Annotated in this window: 13 protein-coding genes; 4 read left to right on the top strand and 9 right to left on the bottom strand. The window is 72.8% G+C overall.

Going from position 1 to position 21,631, the window contains the following annotated elements:
- Positions 1 to 72 precede the first annotated feature (72 nt).
- From OG538_RS30920 to glpK, 3 genes are all read left to right on the top strand, one after another.
- Positions 73 to 420, top strand: coding sequence for an Mpo1-like protein (locus OG538_RS30920; RefSeq protein WP_406098726.1), 348 nt, complete (start codon positions 73 to 75; stop codon positions 418 to 420).
- Positions 421 to 1,019: 599 nt separating this feature from the next.
- Positions 1,020 to 1,781 carry an MIP/aquaporin family protein gene (locus OG538_RS30915; RefSeq protein WP_406098725.1) on the top strand — a complete coding sequence of 254 codons (762 nt, stop codon included), beginning with the start codon at positions 1,020 to 1,022 and terminating at the stop codon, positions 1,779 to 1,781.
- Between the two features lie 37 nt (positions 1,782 to 1,818).
- Entirely contained in the window at positions 1,819 to 3,339 is a 1,521-nt protein-coding gene (glpK, locus tag OG538_RS30910; protein WP_406098724.1) for a glycerol kinase GlpK, read from the top strand.
- Between the two features lie 89 nt (positions 3,340 to 3,428).
- On the opposite strand, the gene OG538_RS30905 is transcribed toward glpK, so the two are convergent.
- Genes OG538_RS30905 through OG538_RS30890 form a run of 4 tightly spaced genes read right to left on the bottom strand, consistent with a single transcriptional unit; the run spans position 3,429 to position 7,760 of the window.
- The gene (locus OG538_RS30905) at positions 3,429 to 4,034 is read right to left on the bottom strand and encodes a GTP-binding protein (RefSeq protein WP_406098723.1); all 606 of its coding nucleotides are present in this window, start codon (positions 4,032 to 4,034) and stop codon (positions 3,429 to 3,431) included.
- The gene (locus OG538_RS30900) at positions 4,015 to 4,437 is read right to left on the bottom strand and encodes a DUF742 domain-containing protein (RefSeq protein WP_406098722.1); all 423 of its coding nucleotides are present in this window, start codon (positions 4,435 to 4,437) and stop codon (positions 4,015 to 4,017) included. Before OG538_RS30900 ends, OG538_RS30905 begins: the two co-directional genes overlap by 20 nt.
- Before the next feature lie 9 nt (positions 4,438 to 4,446).
- Positions 4,447 to 4,890 (bottom strand): roadblock/LC7 domain-containing protein, encoded by a 444-nt coding sequence (locus OG538_RS30895; protein WP_406098721.1) that lies wholly within the window; start codon positions 4,888 to 4,890, stop codon positions 4,447 to 4,449.
- Complete coding sequence (locus tag OG538_RS30890; protein WP_406098720.1) at positions 4,887 to 7,760, bottom strand: nitrate- and nitrite sensing domain-containing protein; 2,874 nt, start codon at positions 7,758 to 7,760, stop codon at positions 4,887 to 4,889. The genes OG538_RS30895 and OG538_RS30890 overlap by 4 nt, the downstream gene beginning before the upstream one ends.
- A gap of 456 nt (positions 7,761 to 8,216) precedes the next feature.
- Between OG538_RS30890 and OG538_RS30885 the strand changes: the two genes are divergently transcribed.
- Entirely contained in the window at positions 8,217 to 8,660 is a 444-nt protein-coding gene (locus tag OG538_RS30885) for a hypothetical protein (protein WP_406100374.1), read from the top strand.
- A gap of 27 nt (positions 8,661 to 8,687) precedes the next feature.
- On the opposite strand, the gene OG538_RS30880 is transcribed toward OG538_RS30885, so the two are convergent.
- From OG538_RS30880 to OG538_RS30860, 5 genes are all read right to left on the bottom strand, one after another.
- On the bottom strand, positions 8,688 to 13,505 hold the full coding sequence (locus OG538_RS30880; protein ID WP_406098719.1) for a hypothetical protein: 4,818 nt from the start codon (positions 13,503 to 13,505) through the stop codon (positions 8,688 to 8,690).
- Positions 13,506 to 13,588: 83 nt separating this feature from the next.
- Complete coding sequence (locus tag OG538_RS30875; protein WP_406098718.1) at positions 13,589 to 14,494, bottom strand: hypothetical protein; 906 nt, start codon at positions 14,492 to 14,494, stop codon at positions 13,589 to 13,591.
- A gap of 175 nt (positions 14,495 to 14,669) precedes the next feature.
- Complete coding sequence (locus tag OG538_RS30870) at positions 14,670 to 16,196, bottom strand: hypothetical protein (RefSeq protein WP_406098717.1); 1,527 nt, start codon at positions 16,194 to 16,196, stop codon at positions 14,670 to 14,672.
- A 72-nt stretch (positions 16,197 to 16,268) separates the two neighbouring features.
- The gene (locus tag OG538_RS30865; protein ID WP_406098716.1) at positions 16,269 to 19,937 is read right to left on the bottom strand and encodes a hydantoinase B/oxoprolinase family protein; all 3,669 of its coding nucleotides are present in this window, start codon (positions 19,935 to 19,937) and stop codon (positions 16,269 to 16,271) included.
- A gap of 100 nt (positions 19,938 to 20,037) precedes the next feature.
- A complete protein-coding gene (locus tag OG538_RS30860; protein ID WP_406098715.1) occupies positions 20,038 to 21,459 on the bottom strand; it encodes a HEAT repeat domain-containing protein in 1,422 nt (473 codons plus the stop codon).
- Positions 21,460 to 21,631: the final 172 nt, after the last annotated feature.

The following is a 21,631-nucleotide window of genomic DNA, read 5'->3' as shown; positions in this document are numbered from 1 at the left end:
GGCCACCCGCTCCTTCTTCTCGGACGCCGGCCGGGCGTATCCGGTTGCCGATCCAGCCATTACGGTGCCCGTATGTCTCAGCAGACGTTCGATTCGTACGAAGAGTTCTGGCCCTACTACGTCGCCATGCACTCCCGGGCCGCGACCCGCTGGGTCCATCTGACCGGCACCCTGACCGGTCTCGCGATCACCGCCTACGGACTGGCGCGCGGCCGGAAGCGATACGTGGCGGCGCTGCCGCTGATCGGGTACGGCACCGCCTGGCCCGCCCATTTCCTGATCGAGAAGAACAACCCGGCCACCTTCGGCCATCCTGCGTGGTCGCTGCGCGGTGACGCGCAGATGATCGGGATGATGCTGGCCGGCCGTGACCGCGAGCTCGCCGATACCGCTGCCGAGTGGCTCGCCGATCACAGCTGACGGTGGCAGGGTTCTGACGTCCGTCTGGCGTCGGCGGCCGAGAGGATGGTCGTAGCGGGACGGACGGCGCGCGGGACCGGCATCGGGAGCGCATGGTCGGGATGGCGGTCGAGTCCATGGCCGGGAGTGCTGGACCCCGCCCCGGCGCCGCGACGACGCTCGGCAGGCGCGCTCCGGTGAACCGGGGCGGCGGGCTCGCCTCCTCCGCCGAGGTGGTACCGGCCCGGATCGCGCAAGGCCCGCGGGCCGGCCGGGCAGCTGCGCGGCACGGCGGGGGACGCCGGATTCCGGGGCAGGGGCCGGATTCACGGCGGACCAGGAGCTGTCCGGTCACGGCCCCCGCAGTCGTGGCGGCGCACCGAAACAGCGACTCCGCCCCCCTCACATGCCGCCAACAGCGTTTGTTGTCAGGCTCCTTGACGAGCCATCAAGCCCGGTGAACACTCCATTCCCAGCCGATGCCGTCCTCCACACCGCGGCGGCCGGCTGATCGTCCCACGCTCGTCACGGTCGCCGGGGAAACGGATCCTCCCCGCCCCCCGGCCTCCGATGCCATGGAAGCGCCCGGCGAAACCCGCCGGACAACCACCGGGAGCGTCATGAGCAATGGAGACATCTTCACCGGGGAAGTCCTCGGCACGGCCATCCTCATCCTCTTCGGCGCGGGCGTCTGCGCCGCCGTCACACTCCACCACTCGAAGGCCAGGGCCGCGGGCTGGGTCGTCATCGCCTTCGGATGGGGTTTCGGAGTGCTGGCCGGGGCCTACACGTCCGCCCCGCTGTCGGGCGGACATCTCAATCCGGCGGTGACCGTCGGCATCGCCGTCGACACCGGTGAGTGGGACAAGGTTCCGCTCTACATCGCCGGCCAGCTGACCGGCGCCATGATCGGTGCGGTGCTGGCCTGGCTGACGTACTACGCGCAGTTCCGCGCCAACGCCGACAAGGACACGTCCGGGCCCACGCTCGGCATCTTCGCGACCGCTCCGGAGATCCGCAACCCGGTGGCCAACCTCGTCACCGAGATCATCGCCACGACCGCTCTGGTGCTGCCGATCCTGGCCTTCGGGAAGAACGCCGGGATCGGGATCGGCCCGGTCGCGGGGGCCGGCGCCGGCATCTACGGCTCCGGGATCTCCGTACTCCTGGTGTCCCTCCTCGTGGTGGGCATCGGACTCTCGCTCGGCGGGCCCACCGGATACGCCATCAACCCGGCCCGGGACCTCGGCCCCCGGCTGGTGCATTCGCTGCTTCCGATACCGAACAAGGGTACGTCCGACTGGAGTTACGCCTGGATACCGGTCGTGGGGCCGCTCGTGGGCGGGCTGCTGGGCGGTGTCGTGTTCAACGCCGCGTTCTGAGGCCTCGGCCACAGGTACCCGAGGGACAAGGGGAGTCATGACGAGCAGGTATGTCGCCGCCATCGACCAGGGCACCACCTCCAGCCGCTGCATCATCTTCGACCAGGACGGTGCGGTCGTCGCCGTCGACCAGCGCGAACACCGGCAGATCTTCCCCCGGCCCGGCTGGGTGGAGCACGATGCCTCGGAGATCTGGGCCACCGTGCAGGCCGTCGTCGCCGGTGCCCTGGACCGGGCCGGTCTGCGGGCCGACCGGCTCAGCGCGCTCGGCATCACCAACCAGCGCGAGACGACCGTCCTCTGGGACCGGGCCACCGGGGTCCCCGTCCACCACGCCATCGTCTGGCAGGACACCCGTACCGCCGCCCTCTGCCACGAGCTCGGCGGCACCGACGGGCAGGACCGGTTCCGTGCCACCACCGGCCTTCCGCTGGCCAGCTACTTCGCCGGCCCCAAGGCGGCCTGGCTGCTGGACCACGTTCCCGGGTTGCGCGAACGGGCCGAGCGGGGCGAGATCGCCTTCGGCACGATGGACTCCTGGCTGATCTGGAACCTCACCGGCGGCACGGCGGGCGGCGTCCACGTCACGGACGTGACCAACGCGTCACGAACGATGCTGATGGACCTGGAGACGCTCCAGTGGGACCGTTCCGTCCTGGCCGCGATGAACATCCCGGAGGCGGTGCTTCCGGCGATCAGGTCGTCGTCCGAGGTGTACGGAACGGCCGTGGGCGCACTCGCCGGGGTACCGGTGGCCTCCGCCCTGGGCGACCAGCAGGCGGCGGTGTTCGGGCAGGCCTGCTACGAACCGGGCACGGCCAAGAACACGTACGGCACCGGCAGTTTCCTGCTGCTCAACACCGGGAGCCGGCCCGTGCCGTCCAAGAACGGGCTGATCACCACCGTCGGCTACCGGATCGGCGACGAGCCGCCCGTCTACTGTCTGGAGGGATCGATCGCGATCACCGGAGCACTCGTGCAGTGGTTCCGGGACCAGCTCGGGCTCATCGGGAGCGCCTCGGAGATCGAGACCCTGGCGGCGAGCGTCGAGGACAACGGCGGGGCGTACATCGTGCCCGCGTTCTCCGGGCTCTTCGCCCCCTACTGGCGCTCCGACGCCCGGGGTGTGATCACCGGGCTGACCGGCTACGTCACCAAGGCGCATCTGGCACGCGCCGTTCTGGAGGCGACCAGCTGGCAGACGCGGGAGGTCGTCGACGCGATGTACCAGGACTCCGGGGTGCCGATCACGACCCTCAAGGTGGACGGCGGCATGACGGCCAACCAGCTGTTGATGCAGCATCAGGCGGACGTGCTGGGGGTGCCGGTGATCCGGCCGCGGATCTCGGAGACCACCTGCCTGGGCGCGGCGTACGCGGCGGGGCTGGCGACCGGGGTGTGGTCGGGGCTCGACGAGCTCAAGACGCACTGGCAGCGCGACGTGGAGTGGCAGCCCCGGATGGAAGCGGAGCACCGCGAGCGTGAGTACGGCCGCTGGCGCAAGGCGGTGGAGCGGAGTTTCGGCTGGCAGGACCAGGGCGCCGGCGGGGAGGCGTAGCGGGGAGCCCCGCATCCCTGCTGCCCATCGACGCGCGGCCCGTACCCCTGTCGGCGGGGGTACGGGCCGCGTCCCGCTGCGGCGTCCCCCTATGTCGTGGCGGGCTCGCGGAGCCGGTCCACCCTGGCCACCGCGTGTTCGACGACCGCCACCAGGACGTCGCGTACCGACGAACGGTCACGCGCGTCGCACATGAGCACCGGCACCTGCGGATCCAGGTCCAGTGCCGCCTGCACGGTTTCGGTGGGGAACCGGTCGGCCCCCTCGAAGCAGTTGACGGCCACGGCGAACGGGATCTCCCGGCGCTCGAAGTAGTCGACCGCCGCGAAGCAGTCCTCCAGCCGGCGGGTGTCCGCGAGGACGACGGCCCCCAGCGCGCCCTGGGCGAGTTCGTCCCAGAGGAACCAGAAGCGGTCCTGCCCCGGGGTTCCGAACAGGTACAGCACCAGGTCCTCGCGCAGGGTGATCCGCCCGAAGTCCATCGCCACGGTCGTCGTGGTCTTCGCCTCGACACCGTTCAGGTCGTCCACCGGACGTCCCGCTTCGCTCAGTCTCTCCTCCGTGCGCAGAGGTCTGATCTCGCTGACCGCGCCCACCAAGGTCGTCTTGCCCACTCCGAAGCCGCCCGCCACCAGGATTTTCAGGGTAACGGGCTCAACGGGCCGCCTGTTGCGGCTAGAGCGCCCGAAGGCCATTGATCACCTCGCGAAGAATGTTCACGTCCGGCAGCTCGGCCGGCGGAACGGGACGGGTTACGTGCACGAGCTCGTCCTCGACGAGGTCACCGACCAGGACCCGGACCACCCCGACGGGGAGGTCCAGACCGGCCGCGAGCTCGGCGATCGACTGGGGCATGTCACTGCAGAGTTCGACGATCTCCACGTGTTCCGGGGAGAGCATCTGGTCCCTGCCGGGGTCGTCGGCCGCGGGTTCCGGCATGACGATCGCGATCAGGTCGAGGCGGTGACGGGACGCGCTGCTGGTGCGTCCCCTGGTCATGGCGTACGGGCGGACCACCGGCCCCGCGTCGGCGTCGTACCAGCGCGAGGACTGCGGGTCGCCGGGGCTCCGAGGAGTACGGGAGGTGTCGGCGCTCATCCCATCCACTCACCCTCCGGAGGACAGACCGGTCGTCCGGGGCGCGTTGGCCAGGTGGGCTCCCACGCGTTTGACCATCAGCGTCATCTCGTACGCCACCTGCCCGACGTCCGAGTCGGAGTCGGCCAGTACCGCGAGACAGCTGCCGTCACCGGCCGCCGTGACGAACAGGAAGGCCTCGTCGAGTTCGACGACGGTCTGACGGACCCGCCCCGCGTCGAAATGACGGCCGACGCCCTTGGCGAGGCTGTGGAAACCCGAGGCAACGGCCGCCAGGTGCTCGCCGTCCTCCCTGGTCAGGTCCTTGGACGCGCCGGTGGCGAGGCCGTCGCTGGAGAGGACCAGCGCCTTGCGGATGCTGGCGACGCGCTCGACGAGTTCGTCGAGGAGCCAGTTGAGTTCACCCGACCCCTGACGTGCGGAGTTGAGTGCTGAGGCGTGCGGTGCGGTCATGGACCGTCCCCTCCCGGAGTGGTTCCTTGTGCTGTATCGCCGGGGCCGGTCACGTCCTCGGCGTTCTGCAGACGTCCACGCTGCCAGCCGCGCTGGAGCGAGGCCATACGGTTGCGTACCTCGTCGGCGTCCCGCTCGATGTCCTCGACGCTCTCCACCGGTTCCGGCCCGGCCGCACGCGACCCTTCGCGGAGCTGCGGGGCGAGGCTGGCCTGACGGACCCGGCGCGGCAGTCCGCCCACGGTGTCGGGAGCGGCCGACGGGGACGGGGCGGCGGATGCGGACGACCGGGGCGCCGGCACCGACGGCGTGCCTTCGGCGGGCCCGGTGGGCCTCCTGAAGCCGGAGGGCTGCCGGGGCCCGGTGGGCAGACGCCGGTCCTCATGCGGAACGGGGCCGGTCGCGCGGGGCCGGGCCGAGGAGGAGGCGGGCTCCGGCTCGGCGGTCGTGGGGTGCGCGCGGCCGCTTTCGTCGACGCGGCGGCCGCGGTCGGTGACGAGGGTGGGCGGATTGCGGCGGGGCAGCGGGCGCGTTCCGTCCGGGCGCAGGGCTCGTACGCCGTTCGGCTCCGCCGCCCGGTCGGCGGCCTGCTGGTGCTGCTCGCGGTCGCCGTCGCGCCGGAGCTCGCGGGAGCGGAAGATGCCGCCGCGTTCGCTCTCGGTGTCGTCCAGGTCGGCGATGGGGTCGAGCACGGGGTCCGCCCCCCGGCCGGCGACGGCTTCCAGGAGCGGGTCACGGTCGAAGTCCACGGCCGGGACCGGCCCTTCGAGCTCGACCGGACCGTCCAGCAGGGCCGGGTCCACCAGCCCGCTGGGGACCGGCGACAGGCTGCCCCGGTCCTGCGTGCGGCCGGCGCCGAGGCCGCGGTCCGGCGTGCCGTGTCCCCGGTCCTGCCCCTGGTCGCTGCCCGGCCTGCTGCTGGCGATCGCCTTCTCCGACCTGCGGTCGAGGCGGAATCCGGTGCCGTGCGAGTCGGGGGCGTCAGTGAGCAGGGCCGCCGGGATGAAGACGACGGCTGTGGTGCCTCCGTACGGAGAGGTCTGGAGGGACACGCGGACGTTCTGGCGCTGGGCCAGCCGGCTGACGACGAAGAGGCCGAGCCGGTCGGTGTCGGACAGTTCGAACTCGGGGGTCTCGGCAAGCCGGAGGTTGGCGTCCAGGAGTACTTCGGGGGGCATCCCGAGGCCTCGGTCGTGGATTTCGAGGGTGAAGCCGTTGGCCACCTGTTCGCCGTGCACCTGAACCGCGGTGTGCGGGGGTGAGAACACCGAGGCGTTCTCCAGGAGTTCGGCGATGAGATGGGTGAGGTCGGCGACGGCGGGGCCGCCCACGCCGATACGCGGGAGCCGGCGGACCTCGATCCGTTCGTAGTCCTCCACCTCGGCGACGGCCGCGCGCACCACGTCCATGAGCTGGATGGGCTTGCGCCACTGCCGGGAGGGGGCGGCTCCGGAGAGGATCACCAGCCCTTCGGCGTGGCGGCGCATTCGGGTGGTGAGGTGGTCGAGGCGGAACAGGTCGGCGAGTTCGTCGGTGTTCTCGGTGCGGCGCTCCATCGTGTCGAGGAGCGTCAGCTGGCGGTGCAGCAGGACCTGGTTGCGGCGGGCGAGGTTGACGAAGACCTCGGAGACGCCGCGGCGCATGTCGGCCTGCTTGACGGCGGCCTCGACCGCTGCCCGTTGCAGTGTGTTGAGCGCCTGCCCGACCTGGCCGATCTCGTCCCGTTCGTACTGGAGGTGCGGGGACTCGGTCTCGACGTCGACGTGTTCGCCCGCTGCGAGGCGGCGCATCACGCTCGGCAGCCGCACTCCGGAGACCTCGTGGGCGTCCTTGCGCAGCCGGGAGAGGTCGCGGACGAGTTCGCGGCCGATGCGTACGGACACGAAGACGGAGACGAGCAGGGCCAGGAACCCGAGCACGCCGGCGACGCCCGCCTTGATCAGGACGCCGTAACCGGCAGGCCTGCCGCGGTCCTGGAAGCGGTTGTTCATCTCGGTCGAGTCGTTGGCCAGCCGGTCCAGGACCGGCGGCGCCACCTCCTGCCACCGGGCGGTGTCCACGGACCGGGAGTCGCGGGTGGGCCCCTGGGCGATGAGCTTGTCCTCGGCGGTGCGCAGCGGTTCGCTGTCGGGACCCGACCAGTACTGCTCCACGCGGCGGCGCTCGGACGCGGGGAGCACCTGGAGGTTGATCTCGTAGAGCAGTTTCCGGTTGGCCACGAGGTCGGAGACCTGCCGGAGTTCGGGGGCGGTGAACCGCCCGGCCAGGAGTCCGGAGGCGACCAGGGCGTCTTCCCTGGAGAGCATCTCGCGGGCGCGCGAGACGCCGGTCAGTGCGCGGACCTGCTTGTCCATGGACACGTTCTCCATCGTGTGGAGTCCGTTCAGGAACCGGTAGCAGGGGTCGATGAGGCGGTTGTAGTAGTCCATCGCCTTGGCGCGGCCGATGGTGCGCCGGTCGACGGAGTCACGGAGGGCGTCGAGTTCGTCGACCGCCCCGAGGATCGCGCCGAGCTGGGTCTCGGCGTCGGGGCGCAGTGCGTCGCGGATGTCCTTCTGCTGCGCACTCGATGTCACGCGCGCCACGACCCGGTCGGTGACCGCGCGCTGCGTGCGCAGGATCGGCAGGGCATCGGAGGCCCTCGGGTCGGCGAGGAAGACGAGGGTCTGGCGGCGCTCGTTCTGGACGGCCCTGACGGTCTCCTCCAGGGGGTGGCCGACCTTCTCCACGACGGTGCTCGCACTCAGCAGCTGGCCGGCCTCGCGCCCTGTCAGGTAGGTGGCGAAGCCCCAGAGTGCGGTCAGGGAGACGAGCGGCACCAGAAGCAACGCCACGATCTTCCTGCGGATGGACTTCCCGCGAAAGCGCATGGCCTCCCCCAGCTCGGCCCCGCGGGGCGGGGATGGTGTTCCGTCAACAAACGGCGCGAGCCTACTACCGACACACAGACAACTCGAAGGCGCGTCCGGACGATTTTCGGCCGCCCTACCGAGAGTTGACCATGAGTTGTCCAGGTATTTCGGGAGATGAAATTCGCGAATGCGACAGAAGGCGCCTATCAGAGCGGCATATTCCTCCCCTTGCCGGTTGGCTGGAACTCTCCCTTCCGTGCCGATCCGGGGGAATCTTCGCCGTCCGGCACTCGTCTGTCCGTACGGGGGCAGGAGAGCTTGAGGAGTGCACTGGGCAGGACGGGGCGACCCGTCCGCGTAGAAAGGGTGCATCCGGGGCAGCAACCCTGAAGTCGGACAGCGGTGGGGAGTTGAAGGTCGTTGGACACGCAGGAGCGTTATGGCGCGGTGGAGGTACCACCGGCCCGGACGGCGATGGAGGAGAAGAGCACCCCGGTCAAGGGGGGCGGAGAACGGCAGGAGTTGCCTCGGCAGCCGCTCTGGGTCGAGGAGCCGGCCACGCGCCGGCGGATGCCGGATCCCGTACGCACGGCCGCCGTGCGGGCCGTACTGATCATGTCGCTGACACTCATCCAGGCCACGGTCGCGTTCCTGGCCTCGCTGGCGGGTTCCTGGCTGGCCTTCCCGATGGTGCTGAGCAGTGTCGGCAGCACGGTCGTCGCCACGTGGTCGGTACTGGACGTATGGGTGACCCGGCAGGTGTGGAACCAGCGCAACGGCGTGGTGTCGGTGCCCAGCAGTTCGGCCCGGCAACTGCGCCGCGAGCGGCGCAGGGCCAGGCGGGCGGCGCGGACCGCCGAGCGGGACGGAGCGCGGATACGGCGGCGGGACGCGGGCCGCCGCCTCTCCCGGGCCTGACCCGCGCCCCTGCCCCCGCCCCTCGGCCTACGGGGCGGTGCCGCGTTCCGGCGTGCTGCGGGGTTCGCCCCCGGTCCGGGCCGCGGGGACATCCGGCGTCGGCACGGACCGCTTGAACATGCGGGTGGCGGTGATCTCTCCGTGCACCGTCTCGCCACCAGGGTCCTGCTGGGGCAGGCCCGGACGCAGATGCTCCTCGACACTGATGTACTTCAGCCCGGCCCTCAGGTCGGCGTCATTGCGCAGCCTGATCACCAGCGGGAATTCGGCAAGCGCGGTCGTGTCGAAAAGACCCGTGGTGTAGAGCAGCTGGACGCCCAGCGCATTCGCGACCGCGCGCTGGAGCTCCAGCAGATAGGTGGCGTTGGCGCGGCCGATGGGGTTGTCGAGGAACAGCGTCCCCGCATGGCGGTGCTGGTGCCGGTCGCGGCCGCGGTCGTTGCTGCGCAGGGCGGCCATGGTGCAGTACAGGGCGATGGCGGCCGTGAGCAGCTGACCGCCGGAGAAGACGTCGCCCATCTGCCCGACCGGCACCCGCTCCGCGCGCAGCACCGCGTCCGGCTTGAGGATCTCCACGGCGATGCCACGGGGCTCCAGCGCGGCCTGCACGCCGCGCAGGAGCAGGGACATCCCGTCCCGGCGCAGGTCGGAGTTCTTCTTCAGGGCCGCCTTGGTCGCCTCGTCGACGACGTCGCCGAGGCGTTCGGTGAGAGTGGCCTGGTCGGGCTCCTCGAAGCGGATCCGGAGGAATTCCTGGCCGGACCACTCCCCCAGGCCCTCGGGGAGCCGGGAGAGCCGCTGGGCGGAGCGGAGCGTGGTGAGCGCGGAGTCCACCAGGCCGCGCAGCCGGTCGACGATGGAGTCGCGGTTGCGCTCCAGCTGGGCGAGTTCGTCGGTGAGGACCCGCAGCCGGGGCGCGAAGGCCGTCGCCCACTTCTGCGCGTGCTCGGGCAGCGCCGCGGCCGGGAGTTCGCGGATCTGCTGGCGGGCCGGCGTGCGGACCTGTTCGTAGCGGGTGGAGTTGGCGTGGCGGACCAGTACGTCGCTCGCCTCCCGGACGGCCGCTTCCGCGGCGGAGAGGTCGGCGGCGCAGCCTCGCAGCGAACGACGGGCCTCGGCTGCGGACTGCCTGGCCTCCTCCAGGCTGCCGGGATAGGGCTCGGGGGTCTCCGGGTCGTCCTCGGCGCCGTGGTCTCGCAGCAGGTCGCGCAGCAGGGCGGCGGTCTCGTCGAAGCCGCCTGCCGAGTCCTCGGCGGTGCGGTGGGCATGGAGGAGCTCGGCGTGGGCGGCGCGGGCGGTGTCCAGTGCGGCGGTCGCCGCGGCGAGCTCGGACGTCGCGGTGCGCAGCAACGCCTGGGCCTGTTCGGCGTCGGCGGGAACCTGGTCGTCGGGGAGCTCGGTGTGCAGGCTCTCCCCGTCGGCAGGGGCGAGCCGCTCGGCCTCGCCGCGCAGCCGGCCCAGCTGCTCGCTGGCGGCCGATGCGCGCGTCTCCAGGAGCTGGACCAGGGACTCGGCGCGGGCGGCGGCGGCCTGCCGGGAGGGCCCGTCGGCGCCGTCCGTGCCTTCCAGGAGCTGGGCGGCCCGGGTGCGGACCTTGTTGGTGAGCCGGTCCAGTTCGGCCAGGGCGGCGCTCTCGTCGCTCTCCGCGCGCGCCTGCTCGGCACGTAGGTCGGCGCCGACTCCGACCTTCTCGTACAGCTGGGAAGCCGCCCGGTAGGCCTCGCGCAGGGCGGGCAGCGTGTGCCGCGTGGCTCCCGCTTCGGGCTCCGGGAGGTGTTCGGGAGCGCCCGCGATCTCGGCCCGCTCGGCGCGCAGGGCGCGGGCGGTGCGGCGGGCGTCGTCGGCGGCGCGCTGGGCGGCCCTGCGGTCCTCGTCGGCGGCGCGGGCACGTTCGAGACAGACGGTGGCCCGGGCCTCGGACTCGGCTGCCTCGTCGACCAGTTCGCGCAGCTTCACCTGCCAGCCCGCGCGTTCGCGGAGCCGGAAGGCGAGTCCCGCGAGTGCGTCGGCGGCGCGGCGGGCACGCTGGGCGGCCTCCTGGCGTTCGTCGCGGACGCGGGCGGTGTCCGCAGCCGCCTCGTCGGCCTCGGCCCGCACGGTGCGGGCCTCGGCGAGGACGGCCTCGGCCGTCCCGGCGGCCGCGCGGGCGGTGCGGGCGGCTTCGGCGAGCTCGGTGAGCATGCCGGGCGGGCAGTCCGCGCGCCAGGAGCCGATCCGGGCGGCGAGGGAACGGTCCCCGGCGAGGCGGGCCGCGAGCGTGCGGATGTCCTCGTCGCGTGCCGCGGCCCGGCTCCTGAGCGCCTGCCGTTCCTCGTCGGCGGCGTGCTCGTCGTGCATCGCCGGGTTCGGCGGGACGAGGAACACCCCGTCGTTGCTCGCGGCGGAGCCCGCGGCAGGGTCCGGCACGGGGGCCAGGAGCGCGGCGGCGGTGCCCACGGCCACGGCGGAGCGCGGCAGCAGGGCGGCGGCGCCGAGCACCTCACGGGCGCGCGCGTGCGCGTCCGGGTCGGTGATGACGACGCCGTCGACGAGCTCGGGGCGGGCCGCCAGGACGGCCGCGTGGTCAGCGGGGTCGACGGCCTGGGCGAGGTAGCGCCATCCGGGCAGCGCCGGAATGCCGTGTTCGCCGAGATACTCCACGGTGGCGAGCACGTCGGGTCCCGGCGGCAGCAGTCCGCCGTCGCCGAGCGCGCCCAGGATGCGGGAGTCGTCGGCGGCCGCGGTGCGCAGCTCGAAGAGACGCCGCTCGGCTGCCGCCACCCCCTGGTCCAGGAGGTCCCGCAGCTCCTCGGCCGTGCGGTCGAACTCGTCGGCGGTGAGGGGCTGCTCGACGGACCTGGGCTGTGCGGCAGTGGCGGTGAGGGCTCCGTGGACGGAGGGTTCGGTCCCGTCCGCGGCGTCGCCGTGCTCCGGAGCCGCGCCCTCGTCGTACTGCTGCTGGTCCTGGGCACCGTCCTGTGCGCCCGGCGCGCCCTGCCGCGGCCGGGGAACGCCTCCGGCGGTGGGCAGGCCCAGGAGGTCGGCGAGGCGGTGCTCGGCGGCGATGGACTCGGCGGCCCTCAGCTCGGCCTCGTAGGCCCCTTCCGCGGCGCGTGCGCCGTCGGCGGCCCGCGCCGCGGCGAGTTCGGCCCGGCTCTCGGCGGCGGCGGCCTGCCGGGACCGGTCCGCCGCGGCCCCGGCAGCCTCGCGAGCGGTGTCCCAGGCGGCGACCGCGGAGTGCTCGGCATCGTTCGCAGCAAGGGCGGCGCGGGCCGGGTCCGCGTTGGGCGCGGTGTCGTCGAGCCAGCCCGCCCGGACGGCCTCGGCGGTCTCCTGCTCCACCTCGGCCAGGCGCTGACGCAGGTGGCCCGCCTCGCTGCGGGCGCGCTGGGCCTCGGTGGCTGCGGTGGTGGCGTCCCGGTGGGCGGCCTCACCCGCGGTCTGGAGGGTGTCGGAGCGTTCCTCCTCCTCGTTGGCCACACGCTCGCCCGCTTCGGCGGCGGTGTGCAGGGCCCGTACGAGATCGGCCGCGGCGGTGGCGCGTGCGGCCAGGGCGGGGGCGGCATCGCGCTCGGCCTCACGGATGGCGACGGCGACGCGCGCGGAGCGGTCGGCTGCGGCACGGTGGCGGAGCACGGCCTCGGCGGCCTGCCAGGCGGAGTGCAGGGTGCGGGCGTCGCCGAGTTCGCGGCGCTGGGCGGCTGCACCCTTCTCGGCGGCGGTGAGAGCCAGGGAGGCGTGCCGGTAGGCGAGTTCGGCGGCGATCAGGGCACGGCGGCTGCGGGTCTCCTCGGCGCCGGTGACGGTGTGGGCGGCGCCGGTGACCTCCTGGGCGAGCTCCGCGGTCCGGCCGCGTTCCAGGCCGGCGCGGGTGGAGAGCCGGCGGGCCAGGGTACGGGTGCGACGCTCGGCACCGGCGTGGATGTCGCGGGTCCTGGAACGCGCCTCGGCGGCTTCCACGATGCGGCCGAGGAGGTCCACGGAGCCGGCGGTGAAGTCGCGCTCGGCGGTGAGTTCGGCGCGGCGGCCGAGCTTGTTGCCGAAACCGCTGACCAGGTCGGCGAGTCCGTCGGTGTCGCGGGTGTCGGTGACGGCGCGCAGCAGCAGGTCGGTGAAGTCGGAGTCCTTCTTCACCGCGAAGAGTCCGGCCGCCTCGCCCTCGTCGGCGTTCATCTCGCGCTGGTAGCGGAAGAGTTCGGGGTCAAGACCCACCTCGCCGAGGTGCTCGTTCCAGCGGTCGTGGATCTCCTCCCAGTGCACGTCGAGGTGCTGGTAGAACTTGCCCGCCTCGGTGAGCGCGTCACGGAAGCCCTTCATGGTGCGACGCCTGCCGCGGGCGCCGGAGACGCCTTCGGCGGGGCGGCCGACCGACGTGGCCTCGGCGACGGGCAGCGAGTCGAGACTGAGTCCGGGGCCGGGGCGGAAGGAGTACCAGGCCTCGGCGAACTTCCTGGGGTCGTTGGAGACCTGGCGGCCGCGCCACTCGCTGACCTTGCCGACGACCACGCACTCGCCGGTCAGCGTGTGCTGCCACTCCAGCGCGACGTGACCGCAGTCCTCCGCGAGCAGGAACTTGCGCAGGACGCCGGAGCTGGCGCCGCCCAGGGTGTTGCGATGACCGGGGAGCATCACCGAGAAGATCAGCTTGAGCAGTACGGACTTGCCGCCGCCGTTCTCCAGGAAGAGCACCCCCGCCGGGGCAGGCCGGCGCGGCGGCCCGACCGGTTCCTCCTCGAAGAACTCCGCCTGGGCCGGGGCGGGGTGGGGCACGGGCTCGCCGACCCCGCGCAGGTCGAGCACGGTGTCGGCGTAGCGCGCGCCGGCAGGTCCGATGGAATAGAGGCGGACCCGGGACAGCTCGTACATGGCGGCGGACTCTCGTCGTTCAGGCAGCGGGAGGGAGACGTCGGTGGCGGGGCGGTCGGTGGCGGCCCCGGTCGTGGGGCCGGTCAGCTGTGGAACGGCAGGCCGGCGTCGGCCGCCAGCTCCAGGTCGTCGGGGTCGGGCGGCGGCAGCAGCGTGGCCGATCCGTCGGTGACCGGCACCACGCCCAGTTCCAGCAGTTCGGCCATGGCGGCGCTTCCTGCCATGTCGCGGACCTGGAGCTGGTAGCGGGCGGTGGTGCGGAAGGCGCCTCCGGCGTCGTCCCCGGTGCGCTGGAGAAAGCCGGAGTCGGTGAGGAAGGCCACGGCCTTGCCGACGATGCCGGTGGTGGATCCGGCCAGCCGCCTGGCGTCCTTCGTCGCGCCGGTGGCGCTGCGGCGGGCGTAGATCCGCCAGCCCGCCTCCAGGCCGGGGGCCTCGCTGGCAGGGTCGGTGTTGTCGCCGTGTTCCTCCGCGCGCTCCTCCAGGCGGTGGCAGGCCTGGCGTACGAAGGCGTCGACGCCGTTGACCGTGATCCGGCCGATGTACGCGTCGTCGGCGAGGTCCTCGGGGCGCGGGAAGGCCATCGCGGCGACGGCCAGGTGCGCGAGTCCGTGGAGGAAGCGGTCTGCGGCGTCCGAGGAGGCCCGTCGGGCGTAGTCGCCCATGCGTACGGCGAAGACCGAGTCCTCGCCCGCCGTGACGGCCATGCCGGCCCGGGTGGAGACCTCCAGCACGACGAGACCGAGCCCGGTGGCCACGGCGTCGGCGAGCCGGGCGAAGGCCGGCTCCTCCCGGTAGCGGCGGAGCAGCTCGGCGTACTCGGCGTCGCGGGCGGGCAGCAGTTTGGGCTGGAGCCCGAAGGCGACGAGCCGGGAGGCGTCCGCCGCATCGGCCGGGGTGATCGTGGCGGGGGCCGCCGGGCGCTCGGCGGGGTGCGCGGCGGCCGGGTCGCTCCACGCGTCGGTGTGCTCTGCGCGGTGGTCGCTCACGACGGTTGCTCCTCATTGCGGTAAGTCTTCGGTACGGGGTGTCCGGTCCGGGTACCTGTGGTCGCGCCGTGCGGGGCGGCCGCGGGGTGACCGGTCCGGCTCCCGGTGGCTGCGCCGTGCGGGGCGGCGCCCGATCTCTCGGGAGTCCGGTGCACGGGCGCGCGGCGGAGCGTCCTCATGTCGCCTCCGAGCGGTCCGCCGCCATGCCGACGGCGTCCAGCAGGGCCGTGCCCACGATCAGGTCGGCGCCGCCGAACTCCGGGTCGTCGAGCTGGGTGCCGTCGTCCACCGAGAACAGCAGCCGGCGCTCACCCTGGCGGTAGGCGGTGCCGACCGGAGGACTGGCGGCGTGCACCGCGAGCAGGGCGACCAGGTAGGGCAGTTCCCCGTCGCGCCGACGGGCCTCGGCCAGCAGTCCGGAGAGGCGGCGCGGAGCGTCGTGCTCCAGGTCGAGCAGTTCCATCGCGGACGCCAGCTGCTCCTCGCTGAACCGGCTGTCGTCCGGGGTGGCGATCAGGTCCGGTTCGGGCATCTCGGCGCCCAGGTGCTCCCGTTCGACCGGCGGGGTGAGCAGCATGTCGACCAGGTCGCCCACCCGGACCGAGGTGGGGGTGCGCAGCCCTGTGCCGTGGGCGAAGAACGCGTCGGTGGCCCGGATGGCCTGTTCGACGGGGAGCGGCAGCAGCGGGGCCAGGAGCTGTCCGTACAGGTCGAGTCCCGTGCGGGCGGCCGGTGCGGCGAAGGCCTGGCGGTCCTGCTCGGCGCGGAACAGCGGTCCGGCCTCCAGGAGTCGGGACTGCAGCTGCGTGTGGCGGCGGATGCAGTCCTTGACGATGTCGACGAGCTCGGCGGCGCGCCTCTTGTGCTCGGGCTCCTCGGCCTCGTCCCTGGCCTTGCGGATGTTGGTGAGGATCGCGTTCTCGTGGCGGTAGCGGTCGGCGACGTGGTCGAGTGCCTCGGCGATCATGTCGGGCACGGCGTTGAGCCAGTCGACCGCGCGGACGTTGCGCCGGGTCGCGTCGAGCGTCTTGCGGAGCGTCTCCGCGTACTGCACGGTCCGGTAGCGGGCCTGCTCCGCGGCGAGCTGGGCGTCGGCGAGGCGGCCCCGGCTGATCAGGACCTCCAGTTTCACCTCGGCGGCGATCTGGGCGCTGGTGACGTCCGTGTCGAGCGCACCCACCAGGACGTTGACCGCTTCGTCGGTGGCCCGCAGGTAGACGCTGCCGCCGTATCCCGGGACTTCCTCGATCAGCTTGAAGTCGTAGTCCCGGCGGACGTAGACGCCGTCGGGTCCGAAGGTGCCGTAGACCGCCCGGAAGCCTCGGTCCACACTCCCGACGTTGATCAGGTTCTCCAGGACCCAGCGGGCGACCCGTTCGTGCTCGGCGACGGGGCGGCGCGGGGCCTGCGCGGCGACGCGCGGGAGCAGCCTGGCCACTATCTGGTCGTGGTCGGCTCCGGTGTCGAAGTCCATGTTGAGGGTGACATGGTCGATGGCCGCCAGCGCGACCTCCGCCATCGCGTACACCGTGTACTCCCCGGCCAGGTTCGCCTTGCGCACGTCGAGGTCGTGCAGCGGCGCCGTGCACGCGAGCGCGCGCAGCCGCCGCGAGAGCCCCTCGTCGGCGGCCGGGCCCGGTGCGGGCCGCGGCCCCGCGCTGAGCTGGGGCGCAGCGTTTTCCGTGTAGGCAGGCGAAGTCACGCTGCACAGATTAGGTCCTCGGACTGACAACGGTCGAAACGGCGCAGAAGCGGCCGCTTGCCCCGGAGTCGGTCATGCCCCGCCGTGCGGGTCCGGACGGCCCTGCCGCGAGCCGATCCCGGGCTCTGCGGGCGGGGTTCCGTACCCCCCGCCGCCCGGCGTGCGCATGACCAATACGTCCTCGGCGCCGAGATCCGCTGTGTCGCAGCCCTTGAGCAGGATGCGCCCCCCGTCGGCGCGCTCGATGTGCTGGCTGCCCAGGGCGCCCGGGCCGCCGCCCGCCATGCCGTACGGCGGAACGCGGCGGTGCCCTGTGAGGAGGGCGACCGTGACGGGTTCGAGGAAACGGATCCGGCGTTCCACTCCACGCCCGCCGTGACGGCGGCCCGTCCCCCCGCTCCCTTCACGCACCCGGAAACTCTCCAGCAGCACCGGGTAGCGCCATTCGAGGATCTCGGGATCGGTGAGCCGCGAGTTGGTCATGTGGGTCTGTACGGCGTCCGTGCCGTCGAAGTCCTCGCCCGCGCCCGAGCCGCTCGCCACGGTCTCGTAGTACTGCACCCGTTCGTTGCCGAAGGTGAGGTTGTTCATGGTGCCCGAGCCCTCGGCCTGGACGCCCAGGGCGGCGTACAGCGCTCCCGTGACGGCCTGCGACGTCTCCACGTTCCCGGCGACCGTGGCCGCGGGGTGGACGGGTGCCAGCATCGAGCCCTCCGGGACCCTGATCTCCAACGGGGTGAGGCAGCCGCTGTTGAGCGGGATGTCGTCGGCCACCAGGGTCCGGAAGACGTACAGAACGGCGGCCATGACGACCGACTTCGGGGCGTTGAAGTTGCCCGGCTGCTGCGGTGAGGTTCCGGTGAAGTCGACGACAGCGCTGCGGGCGTCCCGGTCCACGGTCAGCGTCACCTCGATCACGGCTCCGTTGTCGGTCTCGTACCGGCAGTGACCGTCGTGGAGCCCGGCGATGATGCGGCGCACGGACTCCTCGGCGTTGTCCTGCACGTGGCCCATGTAGGCGTCGACGACGTCGGGGCCGAACTGCTCGACCATGCGGCGCAGTTCGGCGATGCCCTTCTCGTTGGCGGCGATCTGGGCGCGCAGGTCGGCGAGGTTGGTGTCCGGATCCCGGGAGGGGTACGCGGCGGATTCGAGCAGTTCGCGGGTCGCGGCCTCGCGGAAGGTGCCGTCCCGCACCAGGAGCCAGTTGTCGAAGAGCACCCCCTCCTCGTCGACGGTCCGGCTGAAGGCCGGCATCGAGCCGGGCGTGATGCCGCCGATCTCGGCGTGGTGTCCGCGCGAGGCCACCAGGAACCTCAGGGTGGGGGGAACTCCGGCCGCCTGGTCGAACACCGGTGTCACGACGGTCACGTCGGGCAGGTGCGTCCCTCCGTGGTACGGATCGTTGATGGCGTACACGTCGCCGGGCCGCATCGTGCCGTCGTCGCGGCGCAGCACTTCCTTGATCGACTCCCCCATCGAGCCCAGGTGCACCGGGATGTGCGGTGCGTTGGCGATCAGGTTGCCGTCCGCGTCGAAGAGAGCGCAGGAGAAGTCGAGCCGCTCCTTGATGTTGACGGAATGGGCGGTGTTCTCCAGGCGCACGCCCATCTGTTCGGCGATGGACATGAAGAGGTTGTTGAAGACCTCCAGCATGACGGGGTCGACCCGGGTGCCGACGGCCTGCCTCGCGGGGCGCGGGCGTGCGCGGGTCAGGAGCAGATGGCCGGTGGCGGTGAGGGCGGCCTGCCAGCCGGGGTCGACGACGGTGGTCGCACTGTCCTCGGCGATGACGGCCGGACCGGGCACGGTGTCCGTCGGCCGCAGGTCCGCCCTGCGGTGGAGGGCGGCGTCCTGCCAGCGGTCCTCCGCGAACATACGTGCCGTGTCATGGGGTTGCGGCGAGGTGGCCTCGCCCCGCTCCGCCCGGGGAGGCGGCGCTGCCGCCTGCTCCCCCGCCGTGCCGGTTGCCTCGACCGAGACGGCCTCGACGACGAGGGGCCGTTCCATCGTGAAGCCGTAGCGCGCACGGTGCCCGTCCGTGAACGCCTCGGTCATGGCGGCCACCGTGCCGAGGTCCGCGGAGAGGCTCGCGTCGGTTCCCTCGTACCGCAGGAGCACGCGCGCCCGGGTGCTGATCGCCCGGTCCGGGACGCCGTCGGCTCGCAGTTCGGCCCGGGTACGGTCGGCCAGCGCGTCGCAGACCTCGCCCAGGCGTTCCCGGGAGGAGGCGCCGAGGGGCGCCTCGACGGACTGTTCGCGCATGGCGGTCGCGTCGGCCAGCCCGATGCCGTAGGCGGACAGCACACCGGCCAGCGGGGGTACGAGGACCGTGTCGATGCCGAGGGCGTCGGCGACGGCGCAGACGTGCTGCCCGCCGGCGCCGCCGAAGCCGGTGAGGGCGTAGCGGGTGATGTCGTGCCCGCGCTGCACGGAGATCTTCTTGACCGCGTTCGCCATGCCGAGGACGGCGATCTCCAGGAACCCGGCTGCCGTCGCGGCAGCCGTGTGCCTTGTTCCGGTGGCCCGTGCGACCTCGTCGGCGAGGGCCTCGAAGCGGGTTTGCACGATGTCCGCGTCCAGGGGCAGGTCGCCGTCCGGGCCGAAGACGGCGGGGAAGTGGGCCGGCCGGATCCGCCCGAGCATCACCTGGGCGTCGGTGACGGTCAGCGGCCCGCCTCTGCGGTAGCAGGCCGGGCCCGGTACCGCTCCGGCCGAGTCGGGGCCGACCCGGTAGCGCCGGCCGTCGAAGTGCAGGACCGAGCCGCCTCCGGCAGCGACGGTGTGGATGTTCATCATGGGAGCGCGCATCCGCACGCCAGCCACCTCGGTGCCGAGTTCGCGTTCGAACTCGCCCGCGTAGTGCGAGACGTCGGTGGAGGTGCCTCCCATGTCGAAGCCGATCACCCGGTCGTATCCGGCCTGCGCGGAGGTGCGGGCCATGCCGACGACACCGCCGGCCGGCCCGGACAGCACGGCGTCCTTGCCGCGGAAGTGGGCGGCCTCGCGCAGGCCCCCGTTGGACTGCATGAACATCAGCCGGATGCCGTCGAGCTCGGCGGCGATCGTGTCGACGTACCGGCGCAGGATCGGCGAGAGGTAGGCGTCGACGACGGTGGTGTCGCCCCGCGGCACCAGTTTGATCAGGGGACTGACCTCGTGGGAACAGCTGATCTGGGTGAAACCTGCCGCCCGGGCCTCGGCTGCGACCGCCTTCTCGTGGTCCGGGTGGCGGTAGCCGTGCATGAGGACGACGGCCGCGCTGCTCAGGCCGTCCTCGCGCGCGGCTCGCAGCCGCTCCGCGACCGCGGCCCGGTCCAGGGGCCTGACGGTCCGCCCCCGGGCGTCGATCCGCTCGGGAACCTCGATCACCCGCTCGTACACGGCCTCCGGAAGCAGGATGCGGCGGTCGAAGAGCCGGGGCCTGTTCTGGTACGCGATGCGCAGGGCGTCCCGGAAGCCTTCGGTGATGACGAGGACGGTGGGTTCGCCGCGCCGCTCCAGCAGGGCGTTGGTGGCGACGGTGGTGCCCATCTTGACTACGGAGACCCGCTCGGCGGGCACCGGTTCGTCCGGGCCGAGCCCCAGCAGCAGCCGGATCCCGGCCACGGCCGCGTCCCGGTAGCGGTCCGGGTCGTGCGAGAGGAGCTTGCGGGTGACCAGCCGTCCATCGGGGGCGCGGCCCACCACATCCGTGAACGTACCGCCTCGGTCGATCCAGAACTCCCAGCGTCCACTCATCCCTCCATAGTGGCGCGCGGCCCGTCGTGAGGGGTGCGGAACGCGAGGGATCCGGTGGGGCAGTGCCCCGGCGCGGCCGGGACGCCGTGCTCCCGCGCCGTCAGACCGCCGGTGCGTCCGGTCCGATCCTGCTGCGTACGGCCGACTGCACCTCGGCCTCCTCGGCCGGATCGGCGGCCAGCCGGCGCAGGCGCTCGGCCACCCTGATGTCTCCGGTCTCGGCGTGGCGTGCGGCGACCTCGCGGGTCGTCTCCTCGCAGTCCCACAGGCATTCGACGGCGAAGCCGGTGGCGAAGGAGGGGTCGGTGGCGGCGAGGGCCCGGGCGGCCCTGCCCCGCAGATGGGAGGAGGACGTCTCCCGGTAGACGTGGCGCAGCACGGGTGCGGCGCAGGCGATGCCGAGCCGGCCGGCACCGTCGACCAGGGACCACAGGCGAGGCGCGTCCGGACCCTCGCCCCGTACGGCGTCACGCAGGGCGCCGAGGACCAGCGGAGCGTCCTGCACACCACCGCGACCGGCCAGCACACCGGCCGCCGATGTCCCCAGCGCGTCGGGCCGCCGGGCCCAGCGGCGCGCACGTTCCACGGCAGGTTCGCCGCACATCCGCTCGAAGGCGGCGACGGCCGCTTCGGCGACGGTGCGCGAGGCGCCGACCGTCGCGGCCTCGATCAGGTCGAGCACGGCCGGGTCGCGGACCTCGGCGGCGAGGTAGTGCAACGCAGCGCAGCGAGCGCCTTCGGAACCGTTGCGGGCGGCCTCGACGATCATGGGCCGGTCCTCGGGCCCCGCCACCGCGGAGAGGCAACGGGCGGCCGGCACGTGAAGGACGCTGCCGCGGTCGAGCCCTTCCTGGGCCCAGTCGAAGACCGCCTGGACGCTCCATCCCGGGCGAGGTCCGCCGGGTCGCATCTGCCGCTGCCAGCGGTCGAACGAGCCCTGCTCGGAGGCGGCTCGCACCCGGCCGCCGACCGATTCACGCGGATCGTCGGCCCAGAGCCGCCAGGGGCGCGGCTCGTAGGCGTCCCGCACGGTGGAGGCCAGCTCGGCGCGGCCCTCGGCGTTCTCCGGGAACCGGGCGAGCACGGGAACGGCGAGGGACCGGAGCCCGGCGTCGTCGTCACGCAGCGCCAGTTCGTCCAGGGCCCAGGCCCAGTTGGAGCCGGTCGCCGCGTAGCTCCGCAGCAGGGCCAGGGCGTCGTCGCGGCCGTAGGAGGCGAGGTGTCCGAGGACCGCCAAGGCCAGGCCGGTGCGTGAATCGTCCGTGTCGAGGTGATCGTCGGCGTCGTACAGGTGCCGCTCGATCTCCTCGACCCCGCCGTCGAGGTCGAGGTAGAGGCGGGCGTAGTAGAGGGAGCGGTTCTCGACCTGCCAGTCGTGACGGGGGTCGCTCAGGACGCAGTGGTTGAGAGCCGCCAGGGCCTCGGGGCGTGGTGCGGCGAGCGCGTGGAGCGTGCCGTCGCCGCGACCCCTCTGCAGCAGGCCGAGCAGGGTGCCGCTCGGCGCTATGAACGGATCAAACATGGGAAAAGCCTCACATCAAGCTGTCGACGCAACCGGGGACTGTGCAGTTCCACGTGCCGGGTGGGCACCGGGGGCGTCTCGTCGATCAGGGCCGGACAGGCCGCGGCGTCCGGTGCGGTGCGTCGCAAGGCGCCGGGACGCCCTCATCGCGGAGCGATTCGGGCGGTTCGGC

The organism is Streptomyces sp. NBC_01013 (assembly GCF_045162765.1).
GTDB lineage: Bacteria > Actinomycetota > Actinomycetes > Streptomycetales > Streptomycetaceae > Streptomyces.
This window is presented reverse-complemented; position numbering and strand designations above follow the sequence as displayed.

Bases quoted from the DNA above. Each gene is read 5' to 3' on its own strand.
- OG538_RS30895 (WP_406098721.1), bottom strand. From the start codon at position 4,890: ATGACCGCACCGCACGCCTCAGCACTCAACTCCGCACGTCAGGGGTCG.
- OG538_RS30915 (WP_406098725.1), top strand. From the start codon at position 1,020: ATGAGCAATGGAGACATCTTCACCGGGGAAGTCCTCGGCACGGCCATC.
- OG538_RS30865 (WP_406098716.1), bottom strand. From the start codon at position 19,937: ATGAGTGGACGCTGGGAGTTCTGGATCGACCGAGGCGGTACGTTCACG.
- glpK (WP_406098724.1), top strand. From the start codon at position 1,819: ATGACGAGCAGGTATGTCGCCGCCATCGACCAGGGCACCACCTCCAGC.
- OG538_RS30890 (WP_406098720.1), bottom strand. From the start codon at position 7,760: ATGCGCTTTCGCGGGAAGTCCATCCGCAGGAAGATCGTGGCGTTGCTT.
- OG538_RS30885 (WP_406100374.1), top strand. From the start codon at position 8,217: ATGGAGGAGAAGAGCACCCCGGTCAAGGGGGGCGGAGAACGGCAGGAG.
- OG538_RS30860 (WP_406098715.1), bottom strand. From the start codon at position 21,459: ATGTTTGATCCGTTCATAGCGCCGAGCGGCACCCTGCTCGGCCTGCTG.
- OG538_RS30905 (WP_406098723.1), bottom strand. From the start codon at position 4,034: ATGGCCTTCGGGCGCTCTAGCCGCAACAGGCGGCCCGTTGAGCCCGTT.
- OG538_RS30880 (WP_406098719.1), bottom strand. From the start codon at position 13,505: ATGTACGAGCTGTCCCGGGTCCGCCTCTATTCCATCGGACCTGCCGGC.
- OG538_RS30920 (WP_406098726.1), top strand. From the start codon at position 73: ATGTCTCAGCAGACGTTCGATTCGTACGAAGAGTTCTGGCCCTACTAC.
- OG538_RS30900 (WP_406098722.1), bottom strand. From the start codon at position 4,437: ATGAGCGCCGACACCTCCCGTACTCCTCGGAGCCCCGGCGACCCGCAG.